We start from the raw sequence: 19,706 nt of genomic DNA on the forward strand, positions 1-19,706 counted from the left end.
TAGTCTGATAATGATAATAACTTTGATAATATATCCCGGACAACATATAACCTTGTATGACAAACCTAACCAATTATCATAGCCACTGTCTGTATTGTGACGGACGCGCCAATATGGAAGATTTTATTCGTTTTGCTATCAGTGAAGGATTTACTTCCTATGGCATTTCTTCCCATGCTCCACTGCCGTTTTCTACTGCATGGACGATGGAGTGGGATAGAATGGATGATTACCTTTCCGAATTTTCCCGTCTGAAGAAGAAATATGCAGATAAAATAGAGCTTGCCATTGGTCTTGAAATAGATTACCTGAACGAAGAAAGCAACCCTTCTTTACCCTGTTTTCAAAAACTACCACTTGACTACCGGATAGGTTCCGTACATATGTTGTACTCTCCGGAAGGAAAAATCGTAGATATTGATACTCCGGCAGATCTTTTCCGTCAATTGGTAGACAAGCACTTCGATGGTGACTTGGATTCTGTTGTCCACCTTTACTATAAGAACCTGCTTCGTATGGTAGAATTGGGAGGATTTGATATTGTCGGTCATGCTGACAAGATGCATTATAATGCTTCCTGTTATCGTCCGGGATTATTGGATGAACCGTGGTATGATGCATTGGTTCGCAAATATTTCACCGCCATTGCCGAATATGGTTATATCGTTGAAATAAATACTAAATCTTATCACGATTTAGGAACGTTCTATCCCAATAAACGATATTTTTCATTCCTGAAAGAACTAGGTATCAGAGTACAGGTGAACAGTGATGCGCATTATCCGGAACGGATTAATAATGGACGTGCCGAGGCATTGGCTGCTTTGAAGAAGGCAGGTTTTACTTCAGTTGCAGAGTGGCATAATGGAAAATGGGAAGAAAGAGAAATTGAATAAAGAAATAGAATTTAGTCAATCTCCAAAGTGCCTCCTTAATAAACTGATAATTTATTTTGTTTATTAAGGAGGCGCTTTCTTTAAGGATGTTTTGAGATGTTATTCAGTTCTTTTGCAAGCATTTGCCTGGAAAAACTCGTTCAATGTATCTTCATAGTTACCATGAAGCATAATATGATGATTTCCCAATGGATTCTTCAGAAAATACTCGGCTGGAGTATTCATGCGGATGCGTACTTGCGTGCGGCACATATTAATATAATTGGTATTTTCAGTCAATGTTCCAGTAGATAAGTAATATTCGTCCAGACATTCACCGCCGCATTTTATAATCGTTACGTCTCCTGTTGGAAGTAACCCTTGTATGGCAATTCCTTTTTCTGTTTCAAAATGATTGCGGATAATGTATCTCTCCGTTTGTTTGAGTCCTATGGTGCAGTGTGCTAATATCAGCTCGTTCGTACGGGAATTAATCATGGAAGGATTTGCCATAAATCCGTCCTTGCCCGTAAGCGCTTTCACTGCTAATAGCGTAAATACAGATTGAAGATCGCCTTCACAACCTGCTATTATCCCGTCATCATTCAATAAAGATAATGCCACGCATCCGGTAGTGTCGATTTGTTCAATCAATTTGAAGCAGCTCAATGTCAGTGCTTCCAGATTTTCTTCCTGACATACCTTTTTTATCGCCCGGTACAGCCGCATGGATTTGATTAAATCTTCGGGAGTTCCTTCGCGACAGGCAAGAGCTTGCGATGCTACAGCTGCACATGATGCTCCGACTTGCTCATCCGTTATTTGTTGAAATTGTTCATAAATCCGTTCCAATGGAATATCTACATATTCAATTCCCCAACGACGTTTTGCCAACAGGTAGTCTACGTTACTGGCAACTAACCAGGAAGAAGGAGTTCCGATGACTCCGATACGTTTGCCGAATAAGGAACGTTGTGCACGGAAATTATTATAAAGTGTATGAATACGCAGGATGATAGCAGGTAATTCGCCATGTAGTATTTCGCTCTTCATTCCACGTCCCCGTAGCCATGTGGATATTTCCAATGCGGCAGCAAGAGAGTTCTGCATGCCGTCTGCCAGTAAAATGGCAGGGCGGGGGAGGTTTTCGAATTGCTGTATGACCAGTCTTTCCACCCCACCGGTAGCGATAAAAATAATTTTGAAATCATCACTACTAAGCTTGTCCATATCTTGATAATCAACGAGCTTTACGGTATAATATTTTTCAATTTCGCTTAAAATAGCTTCGTGTGAGCTACGTAGCGAGACTTGTTTGTGAAGGATTGAAGCAAATGAGATAAGGTGTATGGTCATTATGATATTGTTTTAAGTTTTCCGTATGACAAATGTATAGCTTTCTTTTCAAATTACCATAACGATTTTAACCTTGCTAAGGTTTTTAAAGTTTTTATGTCTCTGTATTCAAATTATTGCGTACATTTGCAGCTCCAAGTAGAAAAAGTAAATAGTAATTAAGTAATTTGTAGTTAAAATTATGCCAACCATATCCATTCGCGGAAACGAGATGCCTGCATCTCCTATCAGAAAGCTGGCTCCTTTGGCAGACGCTGCCAAGCAACGTGGAGTCCATGTGTTTCACCTGAACATCGGACAGCCTGATCTGCCCACTCCTCAGGCCGCGATTGACGCTATACGCAATATTGACCGGAAGGTATTGGAGTATAGTCCAAGTGCCGGTTATCGTAGCTACCGCGAGAAATTAGTAGGATATTATGCGAAATTCAATATCAACCTTACAGCAGACGATATAATCATTACATCAGGAGGCTCGGAAGCCGTACTTTTTTCCTTCCTTTCCTGCCTGAATCCGGGAGATGAAATAATTGTTCCGGAACCGGCTTATGCTAACTATATGGCATTTGCAATCTCTGCCGGAGCAAAGATCCGCACCATTGCTACGACCATTGAAGAGGGCTTTTCCCTTCCGAAAGTAGAGAAGTTTGAAGAACTGATTAATGAGCGTACCAAAGCGATTCTTATTTGTAATCCCAACAATCCTACCGGTTATTTGTATACCCGTCGTGAAATGAATCAGATTCGTGATCTGGTAAAGAAGTGCGATTTGTTCCTTTTCTCCGATGAAGTATATCGTGAATTTATATATACCGGTTCTCCTTATATCTCTGCCTGCCATTTGGAAGGTATTGAGAATAATGTGGTATTAATTGACTCCGTATCCAAACGTTATTCAGAATGTGGTATTCGTATTGGTGCGTTGATAACCAAAAACAAGGAGATACGCGATGCTGTCATGAAGTTCTGCCAGGCTCGTTTGAGTCCTCCATTGATCGGACAGATTGCTGCAGAGGCCTCTTTGGATGCTCCGGAAGAGTATTCTCGTGAAACGTATGATGAATATGTAGAACGTCGTAAATGCCTGATTGACGGTTTGAACCGTATTCCCGGTGTTTATTCACCCATCCCGATGGGCGCTTTTTATACAGTAGCGAAACTCCCGGTAGATGATTCCGACAAGTTCTGTGCATGGTGCCTCTCTGATTTTGAATATGAAGGTCAGACGGTATTCATGGCTCCGGCTTCCGGTTTCTATACCACTCCGGGTTCCGGCATCAATGAAGTTCGTATTGCTTACGTATTGAAGAAAGAAGATTTAACCCGTGCGCTTTTTGTCTTGCAGAAGGCTTTGGAAGCATATCCGGGAAGAACAGAATGAAATTTAAGTATTAAGTATTAGGTATTAAGTATTAACCGTAGCTTCTTGTGTGTTTGCTCGTGTGTATAATTGTCTAATACTTTATGTCTAATACTTAATACTTAATACTTAATACTTAACCCAATGTCTCTATCACTTTTCATAGCTCGGCGTATCTATCGTGAAAGCGATGGCGGAAAGCAGGTGTCACGTCCTGCGGTCCTCATTGCCATGGCGGGTATTGCTATTGGTTTGGCTGTGATGATTATTGCGGTGGCGGTAGTTATCGGGTTTAAAAGTGAGGTGAGAAATAAAGTCATAGGATTCGGGTCACATATTCAGATAACTAATCTGGATGCCGTCAGTTCTTACGAAACTCATCCGATTGTGGTAGGAGACAGTATGATGACTGCTCTTGCTGATTATCCGGAGATAAGCCATGTGCAGCGTTTCTCTACCAAACCGGGTATGATTAAGACCGATGACGCTTTTCAAGGAATGGTGTTAAAAGGGGTAGGTCCGGAGTTCGACCCCCATTTTATAAAAGAGTATTTGGTAGAAGGGGAGATTCCTGTTTTCAGTGATTCAGTATCTACCAATCAAGTGCTTATCTCGAAAGCGTTGGCAACTAAAATGAAGTTGAAACTGGGAGATAAGATATATACCTATTATATACAGGATGATATTCGTGCTCGTCGCCTGACGATTGCCGGAATTTATCAGACGAACTTCTCCGAATACGACAACCTCTTTTTACTGACGGATCTCAATCTGGTGAATCGCTTGAACGGTTGGCAACCGGAACAGGTGACCGGTGTGGAATTACAGGTGAAAGATTATGATAAACTGGAAGATATAACCTATGAGATCGCAACTGATATTGACAACAGGCAAGATGAACTGGGAGGTGTGTATTATGTGCGTAACATCGAACAACTGAATCCTCAAATCTTTGCCTGGCTTGATTTATTGGATTTGAACGTATGGGTGATTCTGATTTTGATGATAGGAGTTGCCGGCTTCACCATGATTTCCGGTTTACTGATTATTATCATCGAACGCACCAATATGATTGGGATTTTAAAAGCATTAGGAGCCAATAATTTCACGATTCGCAGAACCTTTCTTTGGTTTGCAGTCTTTCTGATTGGCAAAGGTATGCTATGGGGCAATGCTATTGGTTTGGCATTCTGTATTCTTCAATCTCAATTCGGACTCTTCAAACTTGATCCGGAGACTTATTACGTAGATACTGTCCCGGTATCTTTTAATGTTTTACTTTTTATCTTGATTAATTTGGGTACTTTGTTTGCTTCTGTATTGATGTTGATTGGTCCTTCATTTTTGATTACCAAGATCAATCCGGCAAGCTCCATGAGATACGAATAATCCTCTTTTTATCTACCCGTTTTCTACTGCATAAATAATTTAGTCTGTTGCGTGATGTGGAGTGAATAATATGTCTATATTTGCGCCCAATTTACTTAATATCCTCTTGTAGGTTTAATTTTTAACCATTATGAATAATGTGTTAATCCTGTTGGATAATCTGGATGACTGGAAACCGTATTACGAGACAAGTAGTGTCCTGACTGTTTCCGACTATCTGAAAAACAAGCCGGTAGAAAAAGACCGGAAGTTAGTTATTAATCTTAGCGATGATTACAGTTATAACTCTGAAGGGTATTACTGTTCATTGTTAGCCCAAACGAGAGGACAGAAAGTCATTCCGGATGTTGATATAATCAACAAGTTGGAGACCGGGACGGGTGTTCGGATGGATCGTAGTCTGCAAGCCCTCTGTTACCAGTGGATACAGAAGAACAATGTCAAAGACGACATTTGGTATCTGAACATTTACTTTGGCAAATGTAGAGAGAAAGGTCTGGAGCGGATTGCACGATTTATTTTTGAGAATTACCCTTGCCCATTATTGAGGGTGGCTTTGAATACTCATCCCAGAAATCAGATCGAAAGTATTCAATTTCTTCCTCTGAATCGGCTCAATGATGAAGAGCAGGATTTCTTTGCCAACACATTGGATAACTTTAATAAGAAAATATGGCGTGCGCCTAAGTCGGCGAAAGCTTCCCGTTATAGTTTAGCTGTATTGGTTGATCCACAGGAAAAATTTCCGCCCAGCAACAAAGGTGCCTTGCATAAATTGGCAGAAGTTGCCAAGAAGATGAATATTCATGTGGAAATGATTACGGAAGATGACGCCATCCGTTTGCTCGAATTTGATGCCTTGTTCATTCGTACTACAACATCATTGAATCATTATACATTCCATTTGTCGCAATTGGCTGCACAAAACGGAATGGCCGTTATTGACGATCCGCTTTCCATCATCCGGTGTACGAACAAAGTATACCTGAAAGAACTTTTTGAAAAGGAAAAAATTTCTGCTCCTAAGTCAACGCTGATTTTTCAGTCAAACGATCATTCGTTTGAGCAGATCAGCGAACAGGTGGGGGCTCCTTTTATTCTGAAGATACCGGATGGGTCTTATTCCATTGGCATGAAAAAGGTTTCGAATGAGGAAGAACTGCAAGCAAGTCTGAAGATGCTTTTTGAGAAGTCGGCTATCTTACTGGCGCAGGCATTTACTCCTACGGAGTTTGACTGGCGTGTCGGCCTGTTGAATGGGGTACCGCTGTATGCCTGCAAATATTATATGGCAAAAGGACATTGGCAAATTTACTGCCACTATGATTCGGGCAGAAGTCGTTGCGGACTGGTAGATACGATTCCTATTTATCAGGTACCTCGGGTAGTGTTGGATACAGCCGTTAAAGCTGCGAATCTGATCGGAAAGGGATTGTATGGAGTCGACCTGAAAATGGTAGATGATAAAGCCTATGTTATTGAGATCAATGATAATCCGAGTATCGACCATGGGCTGGAAGATGCCATTATCGGTGATGAAATGTATTACCGGTTACTGAATCATTTTGAACAGGCCTTGGAGGCGAAACATTATTGATGATGGAGACGGGTTTATTTGTTCGTAAAGCACAGCAAAGTGATATTCCTGCTATTTTGGAAATAGAATGGGAATGTTTTCGGGAAGATAGCTTTTCGAAAGAACAGTTTGCTTATCTGATAAGCCGCTCGAAAGGAACTTTCTATGTAATGATGGAAGGGGATAGGGTAATCGCTTATGTCTCCTTATTATTCCATGGTGGAACTCATTATTTAAGGATATATTCGATAGCTGTCCATCCGGATTTCAGAGGGAAAGGATTGGGACAAGCATTGATGGACCAAACGATTCGGACAGCTAACGAATGTAAGGCTGCTAAAATTACTTTGGAAGTGAAGGTGACGAACGCTGCCGCTATTGCGCTATATATGAAAAATGGCTTTATTCCGGCAGGAATAAAGCCATGCTATTATCATGATGGTTCGGATGCTATTTATATGCAACGGTTGATTCCATGAATTCATCTTCTCATGAAATCTCCTTTTCCTCGAAAGAATCGGCAAATCTTGAAATTCAGCGACTGTATAGGTTGGAGAAGGTCGAATAGCGGTAATGAGAAATAGTATTTCCGGTTTCCTCCCATTTCTTTGGCTGTTTGGTTAATAACGACAATTTGCATGATGAAGCGTAGTAACCAGATTAACAGTGCGATGCCTGCGACTAACCAATGAGAATTGAGGACGCCGGATGCGATGCCTGCTATACAGGAAACATAGAATAACAGACGGGAGAAAGTCTCAAATCCCAAAAGGTATCGTTGTATTCCCTGATAATATCTTGCGGTCGCCATATAGCTTATTTTTTCCTCTTTCCATTCTTTGTATCGGTACACAGGATTTATCCGTGTGGTGGCGTTGATGTCTGTTTCGACGCGGGTATTTGAAGGAGTTGCCAACTGGTTGATGAATAGGTCATCCTCTCCACGTTGCAGGTTCAGGTATTTGGAGAATCCTTTCTGTTGGAAAAACAACTCTTTCCGGTAAGCTAAGTTACGTCCGATACCCATATATGGTTTTCCGGCTAAAGCGAATCCCAGATAACGCAAGGATTGGAAGAGGGTATCAAATGCGGTACGTTTGTGCAACCATCCTTTTGTACGGTCATAGCCGCTATATCCCAATACGATTTGAGTCTGCGGAGTAAAGTTGCGTGCCATTAACTTTAACCATTGGTTACTTGCCGGCATACAGTTTGTTTCTGTAAATACCAGCCAATCATGTTTACTGGCTTTAATGCCTAATGTCAGGGCCAGTTTTTTATGACTGATATAGCGTGCGCTTTCAGGGGTAAAACTATGGTAAAGATGAGGATATTTTTCTTCCATCATTCCCAGTATATCCTCGGTTTCATCTGTGGAAGCATCGTTGATGACAATCACCTCGAATTGCGGATAATCCTGTTCCAGAATGGCTGGCAGGATTTTACGCAGGTTTTCAGCCTCATTGCGTGCGCAGAGAATTACGGAAAGTGGAGGCAGTTCTCGTGAAAAATGTACCTCTTCTTTGCGTACAGCCTTATTATGGGCATGTATCCGATTGTACAGACCAAAATAATAGATGAGCTGAATGATAAAAAGAATGCCTGCCGCTGATAAAAGAATCAGTTCGACAGTATTGAATGTAAATGTTTCCATCAAATTTTAGTGTCGTTTTTACAACGGCAAAAGTACACAATTTTTCGGTAGTTCTGTCATCTCGACGGGAGGTTATTTCGTAAGTCCAGATATTCTTTTTTAAACATATCTACAAAAAGGAAGAATAACGCAAGCAACAACGGACCGAAGATCACTCCCATAAACCCAAATAACGGCAGACCGATGACTACCCCGAAAATAGTGATAAGTGGATGAGTATCTGCCATTTTCTTTTGAAGAATAAACCGAATCAGGTTATCTGACTGTGATACGACGATGGCTCCGTATGCGGCAATCCCGATGGCGTTGAACCAGTCTCCGCTTATAGCCAGATAAGCGGCTACGGGAAACCATACCAATGCAGTGCCCACCATCGGAATAATGGTTGCAAAGCAGGTCAGGAATCCTAATAATAAGATGTTGGGTGCTCCGAAAAGAAGATAACCTATCGTGGCTACTCCTCCCTGAATGATAGCCAGCAAGGGAATACCGATGGCATTGGAACGAACAATCATATTGATTTCGTGGATTACTTCTTGAGTATTGGTCTCGTTAAATGGCAGAATATCGTTGACGTATGCTTCCATTTTTTTTCCTCCGATCAACATGAAATAAAGTACAAAGATCATGACGAACAGGTTGATGGCGAGACTGCTGATACTCTCCATTATGATTTGTCCGATACGGGGAAGTATGGAGACAATGAATGTCAATGTATCTTTTCCTAATACATCATATCCTGTTTTCTCTTTGATAAATTCGGCTACTTGTTGGATCGGTGCGATATACGTTTGTGGGTCCAGATTGATATCTTGTAGTTTATTTACTACCATCCAGACGGTCAGTCCCAAAGGAATAAGGAAGACAAAAATAGTTTCTGCGGTAATCAGTAAAGCACTTAGGCTACGTTTTAGCTTTCGTTTTTCTACCAGATATCTCATCTGTCCGCGTACAAGAATATAAATAGTGAGTGCTCCCAATAATCCTCCCAGGAATGGAGTGATTTGTCGGAAGATGATGATCCCCATAAATAGGATGATGACGATGAGGGAATATTTCCAGTATTGTTCTTTGGTGCTCATATCATGTGAAATTCGTTTATATAATGAACAATTAAGGTATAGGAAAGGTTTGTTTTATGGTGAGATAACGAAATGAAAACAGTTTGGTTTCATTGAGCGGATATTCGTTAATATCCAATTGATTTATGTTAAATGTTAACGGATTGGTTGTTTCTATTAAACCATGTTATAAGATACACTGCTTTGACCTGAAAATTTGGAGATAACCGAAAAGCTCGTATCTTTGTAGTGTGTTTTTCATAGTATTAGATTTAAGGTTAACAAAGATTGGCTGTCTGGGATAGATAGCCTTTTTTTATGTTATATATTCTGCTCTGTTTGACTATCCTCTTGGTTTTTCACAAAAAGCATTTGATTCCCACGTCCCACTTTACAGATTATGCCTTCTTTGGCAAACCGCTTTAAATCCTCTAATGCTTTATTTTTCAGTCGTCCGGTCAGTTCGGTATATGTGGTGCGTGTGATGAATCCATATCGGTTGACGTGTTCAAGTAGTCTTCTTTTCAGTTCTTCGTCATCCAGTTGGCTTGAAGCTTGGAAAAATAGTTTTTGAGCCCGTTCCAGTTTACCCGTTGCTTTCTTCTTGAATGTTTTGGAAGCAAGGAAATTCACTCCGTTGAATTGAATGGAAGGTGAACGCAGGTCTTTTTTATCTTTCACCAGTCGGGATTTTATCTTTCCGGAAAAATAACCGAACTCACCTACTTCTACCCGGTAGCCTTGTCCTATGTATTCTCCCACGAGGTCTACAAGTTCCATCAGTGTACCTTCTACCACTCCCGGCTTGTATCCGGTGCGGGCAACGAGTTGTTTCAATAGTTGTTTGGTGTTGATAGTGCCGTTAAATACAATGCTGGGGTACAACACATCCTTTTCTCCCTCTTTTGTAGTGAGAGCCGGTTTCTTCTTAAAGTCGTAATATGCCATTATTCTGATAATTAAATATATTCTCTGTATTCTTTATTGTTTTTTACTGTAGCTTTTATGAAACTGCTTAGTATAATTTTGCTCGTCCTGTTATAGGGTGTCTATTGTCCTGTTATAAAAAACTATTTGTTTTCCTATAAGAAAATAATTGTTTTGTTGTAAAGGGATAATGAAAATTATGCAGTAAAGGTATTTGTTTTATGTGAGGCGGACAAGTAATTGATGCAATGTTTGGGAATAATCTTCTAATGTGTTGAACAAGTGAACGTTTCTTGTCCTGTGCCGAAAATTATGTTTTTCAGCATAAGTGAGTGTTTTTCTATACTAATATTATTGTATTCTAAAAAAAATCCCTTAATATTGCATTTGTATTATTTGTCAGACAAATAATACAAATCGTAAAATTCTAATAATATGAAGATAGAAATTAATCAAACAACATTAATCGATCAGGTGGAAGACAGTCTGCTTACTTACTTTAAAAAGAATGACTTAAGGCGTGGAGATTCAATTCCCAATGAGAATAATCTGGCTGCAGAATTAGGAGTTGCAAGGAGTGTTGTCAGAGAAGCATTGAGTCGTTTGAAAATGATGGGGCTGATTCATGCACGTCCTCGCAAAGGAATGGTTCTGACCGAACCTTCTATTTTAGGAGGGATGAAAAGAGTGATAGATCCTCGTGTTTTGAGTGAAGAAACTATTTTAGATCTGTTAGATTTCAGAATTGCACTTGAAATAGGAATATCAAGCGATATTTTCCGTAAGATAACTCCTAAAGACATCGAAGAATTAAGCGAGATAGTGAAAATGGGAATTGTTTTTGAGAATAATGAATACGCATTAATCAGTGAATCGGCTTTTCATACGAAACTATATAAAATCACTGGAAATAAAATAATATCCGAATTTCAGGAAATCATTCACCCTATACTTGTCTATGTGAAAGAAAAATTCAAAGATTATTTGAAACCTATAAATATAGAAATGAGTAAAAGTGGTAAAATAGCTACTCATGCTGATTTGCTGGATTTTATAAAAAAAGGGGATGAAAAAGGATACCGGGATGCCATCGAAAGACATTTTGAGGTTTATAAGATTTTCAAGGTCAATCGGAGTCAGGAGTTGATGGCAGAAAAAGAAAGTAGTGAAAAGGTAGAAGGGATATGAAAAGACTACATTTCATCATTTTATGTTTATCCTTAATAATATTGTTTATGAATACATCTTGTTTGAGAAAAAAGGAAAAGAGGATAGAGGTGCAATGGGAAAACTCATTGCTGCTTCCAGGATGCGCCGGCATGCCGGAGAACGTCGGATTAGCAGGTGCATATTCCGGGATAGTGGAAGGAAAGTTGCTTGTGCTGGGCGGAGCTAACTTTCCTGACAAGTATCCTTGGGAAGGAGGAACGAAAACTTGGTGGTCTACTTTATATAGCTATGATTTACAAACGGGAAAATGGACTGTTTATGATGATTTTCTCGATCGCCCGCTTGCTTATGGAGTTTCAATAAGTCTGCCGGAAGGATTGTTGTGTATTGGAGGGTGTGATCGTACGCAGTGTAGTGATAACGTTTTCCTGATAAAGAAAGAAGAAGATTCATTTGTGATAGACTCTGTCAGTTATCCATCTTTGCCGGTTCCGTTGGCGAATGCAACGGGAGCAATGGGTGATAACTGTATTTATATTGCTGGGGGGCAAGAGACTATGGTAAATGAACAGTCGACTCATCATTTTTACATGCTTGATTTGATGCATAAAGAAAGAGGATGGCAAGAAATGCCGGATTGGAATGGTCCTTCTCTTTCCTATGCAGTAGGCGTGGCTCAAGGGGAACGATTTTATCTTTTCAGCGGAAGAAGTTATGCTCCGGATGAGGCGATGGTAGAACATACGGAGGGGTACGTATTTGAGCCAGGCATTGGAAAATGGAGTAAAATGATCGGTTCTTTTCCTGTAATGGCGGGGACTGGTATACCATACGGGGAGGATAAGATTCTGCTATTTGGGGGAGTGGAAGAGATTCTTCCTACATCTTCCGAGCATCCGGGATTCAGCCGCAAGTTACGAGTAGTCAGTACAAGTACGAATTCTCTGGTAGATTCGCTCGAATGTCCTTATCGCATTCCGGTTACTACGAATGTTGTTTCTGTCGGAAATCAGGTATTCATCGTAAGTGGTGAGGTACAGCCGGGAATACGGACGCCATTTATTCTGAAGGGAAGTTTCTAGAAATAAAATGAAATATCAAATCTAATTAAATGCATTATGAACAATTATGAAAGACTGGAAGGGATGGTTGCGGCCACCTTCACCCCAATGGATGAAAATGGGGATGTAAATTTATCTGTTATTGAAAAATATGCTGATTGGATCGCATCAACTCCTATTAAAGGGGTGTTTGTGTGCGGTACGACCGGTGAATTCTCTTCGCTGACGATTGATGAACGTAAATTAATTCTTGAAAAATGGGTTGCTTCGGCTGGTAAGCGGTTCAAAGTGATTGCCCATGTAGGTTCAAACTGTCAACGGAGTGCTATGGAATTGGCATGTCATGCAGAAAAAGCAGGAGCCGATGCCATTGCTTCAATAGCTCCGTCTTTTTTCAAGCCGGGAACGGTAGATGAGTTGATCGATTTTTTTGCTCCGGTTTGCAGGTCTGCCAGTGAACTACCTTTCTATTATTATAATATGCCGTCAATCACAGGGGTTAATTTGCCGGTAGATAGATTTTTGGTAGAGGGTAAGAAGAAAATACCAAACTTGGTAGGTACTAAATTTACTCATAATAACCTGATGGAGATGGGGGCTTGCATCGATTTGGAGCAGCATAAGTTTGAAGTTCTGCATGGCTTTGACGAGATTTTGATTGCAGGTTTATCAATGGGAGCTGTGGCAGGCGTAGGAAGTACATATAATTATATTCCGAATGTTTACCATGCCATTTTTGAATCAATGAAGCAAAATGATGTGGAAACAGCACGTGCCTGGCAAATGAAATCTATACGTACAGTGGAAGTTATCATTAAATATGGTGGAGGCGTACGTGGAGGTAAAGCTATCATGAAATTAATAGGCATTGATTGTGGCAGTTGTCGTTTACCGATTAAACCTTTTTCAATTGAGGAGTATGACAAATTAAAAGGTGATTTGGATGCAATAAATTTCTTCGATTTTTAGATATAAAAAGAGGAGATGACAGTAAAAGTATATTGCTGGGGTTTAGCTATTTTACTTTCTGTCATTCCCCTCAAATCTAGTTAAATGCGTTCAAAATTACCTAAAATAAAAATACTATGAAAGTAAGAAGGGAAATATTAATTATATTTTCAATGATTTTATTATTGGTATTGCCAGCCACGTCTTTGGGTAAAGAAATAAAATGGGTGCTGGAACGACCGGTAATTCCTGTGTTGGTGAAGAAACCGGCAAGTCCTGTATTAAAGGTTACTCTAATCAGGGCAGACAATCAACCTTACGCCATTCAGCAAATAGATTTAGATTTATTAGGGAGTACGGATGTGGCAGATGTTGTTTCTGTTGCTATATATGGTACACAAGAAAATGGACTGATAGATACATCCCGTTTGCTATATAAAGCACTTCCCGCTGCACGTAAAATATCATTTACTGATAAAGTGCAGGTAAATCAGGATTCTTTGTCTTTTTGGGTAGCCGTGACGTTGAAAGATACGGTTTCATTGGATCACCGTATTCAGCTTAACTGTAACCGGATTAAAACGACTAAAGGCAATCTGAAAATCTCGGAAAAAGGAAGTAAACCTTTGCGGGTAGGAGTAGCGGTACGGCAGAAAGGACAGGATGGGTGTGTTTCGTCACGTATTCCGGGATTGGCTACCAGCAATCAAGGAACTTTGTTAGCCATTTTTGATGCCCGTTATGATTACTCTCGTGATTTGCAAGGAAATATAGACATTGCTCTTCATCGGAGTACGGATCAGGGATTGACCTGGCAACCTGTTCAGACTGTATTAGATATGGGAGAATGGGGCGGCTTGCCGCAGAAATACAATGGAGTGAGCGATGCTTGTATTCTAGTCGATAAAAATACAGGTGACATTTATGTAGCCGGATTGTGGATGCATGGCCTGCTGGATAAAGATGGCAAGTGGATAGAAGGATTGAATGAAAGTAGCACGGTCTGGACACACCAGTGGAAAGGAAAAGGCTCCCAACCCGGAACAGGACTAAAAGAAACCTGCCAGTTTATGATAGCGAAAAGTACGGATGACGGTCTTAGCTGGAGTTTTCCGGATAATATAACCGCAAAGACGAAGCATCCTGAATGGTGGCTGTTTGCACCGGCACCGGGACAAGGGATTACGTTGAAGGATGGCACGTTGGTATTTCCCACACAAGGACGTGATGAAAAGGGACTTCCTTTTTCAAATATTACGTATAGTAAAGATCACGGAAAGACGTGGGTGACCAGCAACTCTGCATATCAGGATGTAACGGAATGTAGTGTCGTACAATTGAATGATGGCGCCTTGATGTTGAACATGCGCGACAACCGGAACAGAGGACATAAAGAGGTGAACGGTCGGAGAATTTGTACGACTACCGATTTGGGAGCGAGTTGGAAGGAACATCCTACTTCAAGAAAGGCACTGGTGGAACCTACCTGTATGGCAAGCCTGCACCGACATGAATATATAGAAGAAGGAAAAAAGAAAAGCATGCTTCTCTTTGTAAATCCGAATGATTACGGGAAAAGGGATAAACTGACTTTGAAAGTGAGTTTTGATGATGGGATGACCTGGCCGGAGGAACATTGGATTCTTTTTGACCAATATCGCAGTGCCGGATATTCCTGCATTACGTCCATAGATGAAAATTCAATAGGCATATTATATGAGAGCAGTCAGTCGGATTTAGCTTTTATAAAAATCGATTTAACGGAGATTTTAAAGTAAACAGGCATGAATAATAAAACTTCAAATATATATCCCTGGGTAGTAGTCGGACTATTGTGGGGTGTTGCCTTGCTGAATTATATGGACAGGCAAATGCTTTCCACTATGCGAATTCCGATGATGGAGGATGTCCGGGAATTGGAATCGGCTGCCAATTTTGGTCGTCTGATGGCTGTCTTCCTGTGGGTATACGGACTGATGAGTCCTTTGTCGGGTATCATCGGTGACCGTGTGAACCGTAAATGGTTGATTGTAGGTAGTCTGTGTGTATGGTCGGGAGTTACTTATCTGATGGGCTATGCCACCACTTTCAATCAACTCTATTGGTTGCGTGGGATTATGGGAATTAGTGAAGCACTGTATTTACCTGCTGCTTTGTCTCTGATTGCCGATTTTCACAAAGATAAAACTCGTTCGCTGGCTGTGGGAATACATATGACGGGATTATATGTAGGACAGGCTATTGGTGGGTTCGGAGCTACTTTTGCAGCAATCTATTCCTGGCATACCACGTTTCATTGGTTTGGCATTATAGGTGTAGGTTATGGTATTATTCTGGCATTTTTCCTGCGTGATAAAGAGAGAGGAAATGTTTCGGAGAATCAGAAGATGAAAAAGATTCCGGTATTGAAGAGCTTGGGAATGTTATTCTCTAATGTCTTCTTCTGGGTTATCTTATTTTATTTCTGTGTGCCGGGTACTCCGGGATGGGCGGCGAAGAATTGGTTACCAACTCTTTTTTCTGATAGCTTGTCTATTGATATTTCAGTAGCAGGTCCTATGTCTACCATTTCTATAGCTTTATCTTCACTATTCGGTGTATTGGCAGGTGGATATATATCCGACCGATGGGTATTAAAAAATGTACGTGGAAGAGTATATACTGGTGCGTTGGGTTTGGGGCTTATCATACCTTCCCTGCTGTTTATCGGATATGGTCATTCTATTTTTGCATTGGTCATGGGAGCGGTGTTATTCGGAATAGGTTTTGGCATGTTTGACGCAAATAATATGCCTATTCTTTGTCAGTTTGTATCTGCACGTTACAGGGCAACCGCTTATGGTATCATGAATATGTGTGGTGTATTTGCCGGAGCTGCTATTACGAGCCTTTTAGGCGAATCAATGGATGCCGGACACTTGGGACGTGATTTTGCACTGCTTGCTATATTGGTACTGGCTATGCTGGTTATTCTGGTCACTTGTCTGCGACCTAAAACAATTGATATGAAAGATTAATTTTCAAATTTTAATTTTATATTTTATGAAAAACTCAATAAAGCATACGAATAAAATATTATCGGTGTTATTTGCTTTTTTATTTATTTCCCTAAATATTCAAGCAGATGATATCAGTTCTAAAGAAATTAAAGTCTCTGGTATAGTACAGGATCAAACTGGGGTAGAATTGCCCGGAGTTTCAATTTCTGTAAAAGGAATAGATAAAGGTACCATTACCAATGCGTCCGGTGAATTCTCAATAATGGTTTCTCCTGACGCTACTCTTATTGTTTCTTTTGTAGGAATGGAAACAAAAGAAATTGCAGTCAAAGGGCGTAGAAATATTGTTATTGTTTTGAAAGAGAGTTCTGTATTGCTTGATGAAGTTGTAGCTATAGGCTATGGAAAACAATCAAGGGCATTAATAACCAATTCTATTTCTAAGATAAATAAGGAAGAATTCCAGAAGGCACCCGGACAGAATCCATTATTACAGTTACAAGGAAAAGTGCCTGGTCTGTCTTTACAGATTTCTAGTGGGCAGCCTGGAGCTGATCCTCAATTATTTATTCGTGGAGGAAGTTCAACTTCGCCGGAAAGTGATACGCCTTTAATAATTATTGATGGTATAATATCACAAGGTTTTAGAAATATATCAGATATGAATCCGGCAGATATAGAATCTATAGAGGTCTTGAAAGATGCTGCTTCTACCGCTATCTATGGTTCCAGAGCAGCCAATGGTATTATTCTTGTCAAGACTAAATCCGGTCAGAAAGGGAAACCTGTTGTGAGTCTGCGATACACATACGGAGTGGAACAACAACCTCAGCGAATCCCATTATTGAATGCACGGGATTATATAACATTATCTCGTTCGAATATTGCCAAATTTAATCAGGCAGACTTAACTTATAATGGAAAAGAAGATCAGGCTAAATTTTTGAGCGGTTCATTTGGTATGTCAACCGGAAATCCTAGAAACTCAAAGAATACGCTTGAGTTTTTGGATGTTTATCTTCAAAAGTATGGTCAAGGTTATGTCAGTAACTTGTTGGAAAACGAAGGATGGCAGACAATGGCAGATCCTGTTACAGGTAAACAACTTATTTTTCAGGATAATGACTTTCAGAAAGCCACCTTTACAACTGGGCAGAAGCATGAAATAGATTTGAGCATTAGTGGAGGGACGGAAGCTATTAACTATTATGTAGGATTAAGATATTTGAATCAGGATGGTATTCTTCGAGGTACGAATTATAAGAATTACAGCGTTTTGTTTAATGGAAACTATAAATTGAGTGAAGCATGGAGTCTGTCTACTAAAGCTAGTTTGCAGGTGAGAGATGCTGTAGGAGGTGGAAATACAGTTAATACCATATCACGAAGCATATTGACTCCACCAACTTACCGCTTGTATTATGAAGATGGAACTCCGGCTCCGGGTGAAGGAATTTCTTCTTTCAGAAGCAGATTGCATGAAATTTATTATAAGACTAACTATGATGATACCAATGTATATAGGACAACTTTCCAATTAGGTGCAATTTGGAATATTCTGCCTGGCTTGATATTAAAGCCTACAGCCTATTATTTCGGTACGGAAGGTATAGAAAATTATTTTCAGGCAGATAATGAAACAACCGGAAATACAATTCGTCCGGCTTCTGCCAAACATAATTTTGACAGGCATTTGCAGGGAGATTTAGTGCTCTCGTATGATAAGAAAGTGAAAGATCATAATATTGGAGTCGTAGCAGGTGCCAGCTATACTCATGATTATAGTTATAGGCTTTCTGCAAGTGGCAGTGGTTCCTCCATAGATTTAATTCCGACATTAAATGCAACGGCAGATAGTACTCAGCGGGCAAGTTCAACTAAAACAATGGAAGCCACTTTGAGTTATTTCGGACGTGTAAATTATGATTATAATGGCAAATATCTTTTCTCTATTAGTATGCGTGCCGATGGTTCTTCGCGATTTGCGGAAGATAATAAATGGGGATTTTTCCCGGGAGTATCTGCTGGGTGGAATATGCATCGGGAAAACTTCTATAAACCATTGGAAGCTATCGTTAGTCGTTGGAAATGGCGTGCTAGTTGGGGGCGCACAGGTAACAACAATTTGAGTGTGGCTAATTCGAGAGGAGAATATAAGATTACAGATACCAACTATCAGGGCTCTGTCGGTATATTAAATACAACATTGAAAAATTCGCAGTTGCGCTGGGAAACAACAGAATCCTATGACATCGGGGTTGATTTGGGCTTTTTCAATAATAGATTAGGACTGTTAATCGACTATTACAACAAACTGACATTTGACAGATTGTATGATGAACCTTTATGGAGTTCTACCGGATTTAGTTCCATTAAGAGTAACTATGGATCTGTTAGAAACTCCGGAGTAGAGATTGAGTTGAATGCTACTCCTATTCAAACTAAAGATTTCTCATGGGATTTAGGGTTGACATTTGCTTATAACAAAGGAGTGGTAGTAGACTTACCGGATAATGGAGAAGAAAAGCATCGTGTAGGAGGAAATTTTGTTTATGATCCTGCAACTGGAGGGACAAAAAAAGTGGGTGGTATTGCCGAAGGTGAGAGATTTGGCGGAAGATGGGCTTTTCATTACTTGGGAACATATCAGACTGAAGAAGAAGCGGCCAAGGCACCTAATGACCCGAACGCACAAGGAAGAAAGAAACATGCGGGAGATGCAATATTTGAAGATGTAAATAATGATGGACAATTGGACTCAAAAGACATGATTTTCATGGGATATGTTCGTCCTGATAAAGTCGGAGGAATTATTAATACATTGAAATACAAAGGACTAACTGTACGGATCGTTATGGACTGGGCTATGGGGCATGTAATAGACAATGGCTTCAAAGGACAGATAATGGGTAGCTCACGTAATAATAATAATGCCATCAAAGAGGCAATGACCAATTCTTGGCAGAGTGCGAATGATGGGAGCAAATATCCTAAATATACTGTTCAGAGCGACTATGATTATCAATATAGAAATCATATGAGATGGGATAATCAGATCGGGAGCTCTGCAAGTGGTAGTACTAATAATAGCTTGTATTTTAGCAAGGGAGATTACCTGGCATTCAGGGAAGTGTCTTTAAGTTATATGTTGCCATTATCTTGGATTAGAAAGATGAGACTCAGTGCTGTGGAAGTTTTTGCAGGAGCGTATAATATTGGTTATATAAAAAAATATGATGGCATGTTTCCTGAAATATATACTGGTGTTGACTATGGCATTTATCCGAGACCCAGACAATATAACATGGGAGTAAAAATTAATTTCTAATT

The 19,706-nt window shown here is 40.1% G+C and carries 15 protein-coding genes; 11 read left to right on the top strand and 4 right to left on the bottom strand.

Features of this window, described 5'->3' with window-relative positions; translation table 11 throughout:
- Nucleotides 1–56 precede the first annotated feature (56 nt).
- Complete coding sequence (locus BSAG_RS19115) at nucleotides 57–896, top strand: histidinol-phosphatase (protein WP_004314836.1); 840 nt, start codon at nucleotides 57–59, stop codon at nucleotides 894–896.
- A 99-nt stretch (nucleotides 897–995) separates the two neighbouring features.
- Here the strand turns inward: BSAG_RS19115 and BSAG_RS19110 are convergent, their stop codons facing one another.
- A complete protein-coding gene (locus BSAG_RS19110; protein ID WP_008025695.1) occupies nucleotides 996–2,231 on the bottom strand; it encodes a fucose isomerase in 1,236 nt (411 codons plus the stop codon).
- A gap of 181 nt (nucleotides 2,232–2,412) precedes the next feature.
- Here BSAG_RS19110 and BSAG_RS19105 point away from each other — a divergent pair, with 181 nt between their 5' ends.
- From BSAG_RS19105 to rimI, 4 genes are all read left to right on the top strand, one after another.
- Nucleotides 2,413–3,612 carry a pyridoxal phosphate-dependent aminotransferase gene (locus BSAG_RS19105; protein ID WP_004314834.1) on the top strand — a complete coding sequence of 400 codons (1,200 nt, stop codon included), beginning with the start codon at nucleotides 2,413–2,415 and terminating at the stop codon, nucleotides 3,610–3,612.
- 123 nt (nucleotides 3,613–3,735) lie between these two features.
- Nucleotides 3,736–4,980: an ABC transporter permease gene (locus BSAG_RS19100; RefSeq protein ID WP_004314833.1), complete on the top strand. Its 1,245-nt coding sequence runs from the start codon at nucleotides 3,736–3,738 to the stop codon at nucleotides 4,978–4,980.
- Between the two features lie 130 nt (nucleotides 4,981–5,110).
- Nucleotides 5,111–6,577 carry a RimK family protein gene (locus tag BSAG_RS19095; RefSeq protein ID WP_004314832.1) on the top strand — a complete coding sequence of 489 codons (1,467 nt, stop codon included), beginning with the start codon at nucleotides 5,111–5,113 and terminating at the stop codon, nucleotides 6,575–6,577.
- Complete coding sequence (gene rimI, locus BSAG_RS19090; protein ID WP_004314831.1) at nucleotides 6,577–7,035, top strand: ribosomal protein S18-alanine N-acetyltransferase; 459 nt, start codon at nucleotides 6,577–6,579, stop codon at nucleotides 7,033–7,035. The genes BSAG_RS19095 and rimI overlap by 1 nt, the downstream gene beginning before the upstream one ends.
- Nucleotides 7,036–7,037: 2 nt before the next feature.
- Here the strand turns inward: rimI and BSAG_RS19085 are convergent, their stop codons facing one another.
- The 3 genes from BSAG_RS19085 to BSAG_RS19075 form a co-directional block, all read right to left on the bottom strand.
- Nucleotides 7,038–8,210: a glycosyltransferase gene (locus BSAG_RS19085; RefSeq protein ID WP_004314830.1), complete on the bottom strand. Its 1,173-nt coding sequence runs from the start codon at nucleotides 8,208–8,210 to the stop codon at nucleotides 7,038–7,040.
- Nucleotides 8,211–8,266: 56 nt separating this feature from the next.
- A complete protein-coding gene (locus tag BSAG_RS19080) occupies nucleotides 8,267–9,292 on the bottom strand; it encodes an AI-2E family transporter (protein WP_004314829.1) in 1,026 nt (341 codons plus the stop codon).
- A 300-nt stretch (nucleotides 9,293–9,592) separates the two neighbouring features.
- Complete coding sequence (locus tag BSAG_RS19075; RefSeq protein WP_004314827.1) at nucleotides 9,593–10,219, bottom strand: hypothetical protein; 627 nt, start codon at nucleotides 10,217–10,219, stop codon at nucleotides 9,593–9,595.
- A 414-nt stretch (nucleotides 10,220–10,633) separates the two neighbouring features.
- Here BSAG_RS19075 and BSAG_RS19070 point away from each other — a divergent pair, with 414 nt between their 5' ends.
- The 6 genes from BSAG_RS19070 (at nucleotide 10,634) to BSAG_RS19045 (ending at nucleotide 19,704) form a co-directional block, all read left to right on the top strand.
- Nucleotides 10,634–11,386 (top strand): FadR/GntR family transcriptional regulator, encoded by a 753-nt coding sequence (locus BSAG_RS19070; protein WP_004314826.1) that lies wholly within the window; start codon nucleotides 10,634–10,636, stop codon nucleotides 11,384–11,386.
- 47 nt (nucleotides 11,387–11,433) lie between these two features.
- A complete protein-coding gene (locus BSAG_RS19065; RefSeq protein ID WP_004314825.1) occupies nucleotides 11,434–12,450 on the top strand; it encodes a hypothetical protein in 1,017 nt (338 codons plus the stop codon).
- A 36-nt stretch (nucleotides 12,451–12,486) separates the two neighbouring features.
- Nucleotides 12,487–13,398, top strand: coding sequence for a dihydrodipicolinate synthase family protein (locus BSAG_RS19060; protein WP_004314824.1), 912 nt, complete (start codon nucleotides 12,487–12,489; stop codon nucleotides 13,396–13,398).
- A gap of 116 nt (nucleotides 13,399–13,514) precedes the next feature.
- A complete protein-coding gene (locus BSAG_RS19055; protein ID WP_004314823.1) occupies nucleotides 13,515–15,155 on the top strand; it encodes a sialidase family protein in 1,641 nt (546 codons plus the stop codon).
- Between the two features lie 6 nt (nucleotides 15,156–15,161).
- Nucleotides 15,162–16,394 (top strand): MFS transporter, encoded by a 1,233-nt coding sequence (locus BSAG_RS19050; RefSeq protein WP_004314822.1) that lies wholly within the window; start codon nucleotides 15,162–15,164, stop codon nucleotides 16,392–16,394.
- 25 nt (nucleotides 16,395–16,419) lie between these two features.
- Nucleotides 16,420–19,704, top strand: a complete 3,285-nt coding sequence (locus tag BSAG_RS19045; protein WP_008025673.1) for a SusC/RagA family TonB-linked outer membrane protein — start codon at nucleotides 16,420–16,422, stop codon at nucleotides 19,702–19,704.
- The last annotated feature ends 2 nt before the right edge of the window (nucleotides 19,705–19,706 follow it).

The organism is Bacteroides sp. D1 (assembly GCF_000157095.2).
Taxonomy (GTDB): Bacteria; Bacteroidota; Bacteroidia; order Bacteroidales; family Bacteroidaceae; genus Bacteroides; species Bacteroides xylanisolvens.

Coding starts and splice junctions, on each gene's coding strand:
- BSAG_RS19045 (WP_008025673.1), top strand. CDS start 16,420: ATGAAAAACTCAATAAAGCATACGAATAAAATATTATCGGTGTTATTT.
- BSAG_RS19060 (WP_004314824.1), top strand. CDS start 12,487: ATGAACAATTATGAAAGACTGGAAGGGATGGTTGCGGCCACCTTCACC.
- BSAG_RS19055 (WP_004314823.1), top strand. CDS start 13,515: ATGAAAGTAAGAAGGGAAATATTAATTATATTTTCAATGATTTTATTA.
- BSAG_RS19100 (WP_004314833.1), top strand. CDS start 3,736: ATGTCTCTATCACTTTTCATAGCTCGGCGTATCTATCGTGAAAGCGAT.
- BSAG_RS19075 (WP_004314827.1), bottom strand. CDS start 10,219: ATGGCATATTACGACTTTAAGAAGAAACCGGCTCTCACTACAAAAGAG.
- BSAG_RS19105 (WP_004314834.1), top strand. CDS start 2,413: ATGCCAACCATATCCATTCGCGGAAACGAGATGCCTGCATCTCCTATC.
- BSAG_RS19095 (WP_004314832.1), top strand. CDS start 5,111: ATGAATAATGTGTTAATCCTGTTGGATAATCTGGATGACTGGAAACCG.
- rimI (WP_004314831.1), top strand. CDS start 6,577: ATGATGGAGACGGGTTTATTTGTTCGTAAAGCACAGCAAAGTGATATT.
- BSAG_RS19070 (WP_004314826.1), top strand. CDS start 10,634: ATGAAGATAGAAATTAATCAAACAACATTAATCGATCAGGTGGAAGAC.
- BSAG_RS19065 (WP_004314825.1), top strand. CDS start 11,434: ATGAATACATCTTGTTTGAGAAAAAAGGAAAAGAGGATAGAGGTGCAA.
- BSAG_RS19080 (WP_004314829.1), bottom strand. CDS start 9,292: ATGAGCACCAAAGAACAATACTGGAAATATTCCCTCATCGTCATCATC.
- BSAG_RS19110 (WP_008025695.1), bottom strand. CDS start 2,231: ATGACCATACACCTTATCTCATTTGCTTCAATCCTTCACAAACAAGTC.
- BSAG_RS19050 (WP_004314822.1), top strand. CDS start 15,162: ATGAATAATAAAACTTCAAATATATATCCCTGGGTAGTAGTCGGACTA.
- BSAG_RS19115 (WP_004314836.1), top strand. CDS start 57: ATGACAAACCTAACCAATTATCATAGCCACTGTCTGTATTGTGACGGA.
- BSAG_RS19085 (WP_004314830.1), bottom strand. CDS start 8,210: ATGGAAACATTTACATTCAATACTGTCGAACTGATTCTTTTATCAGCG.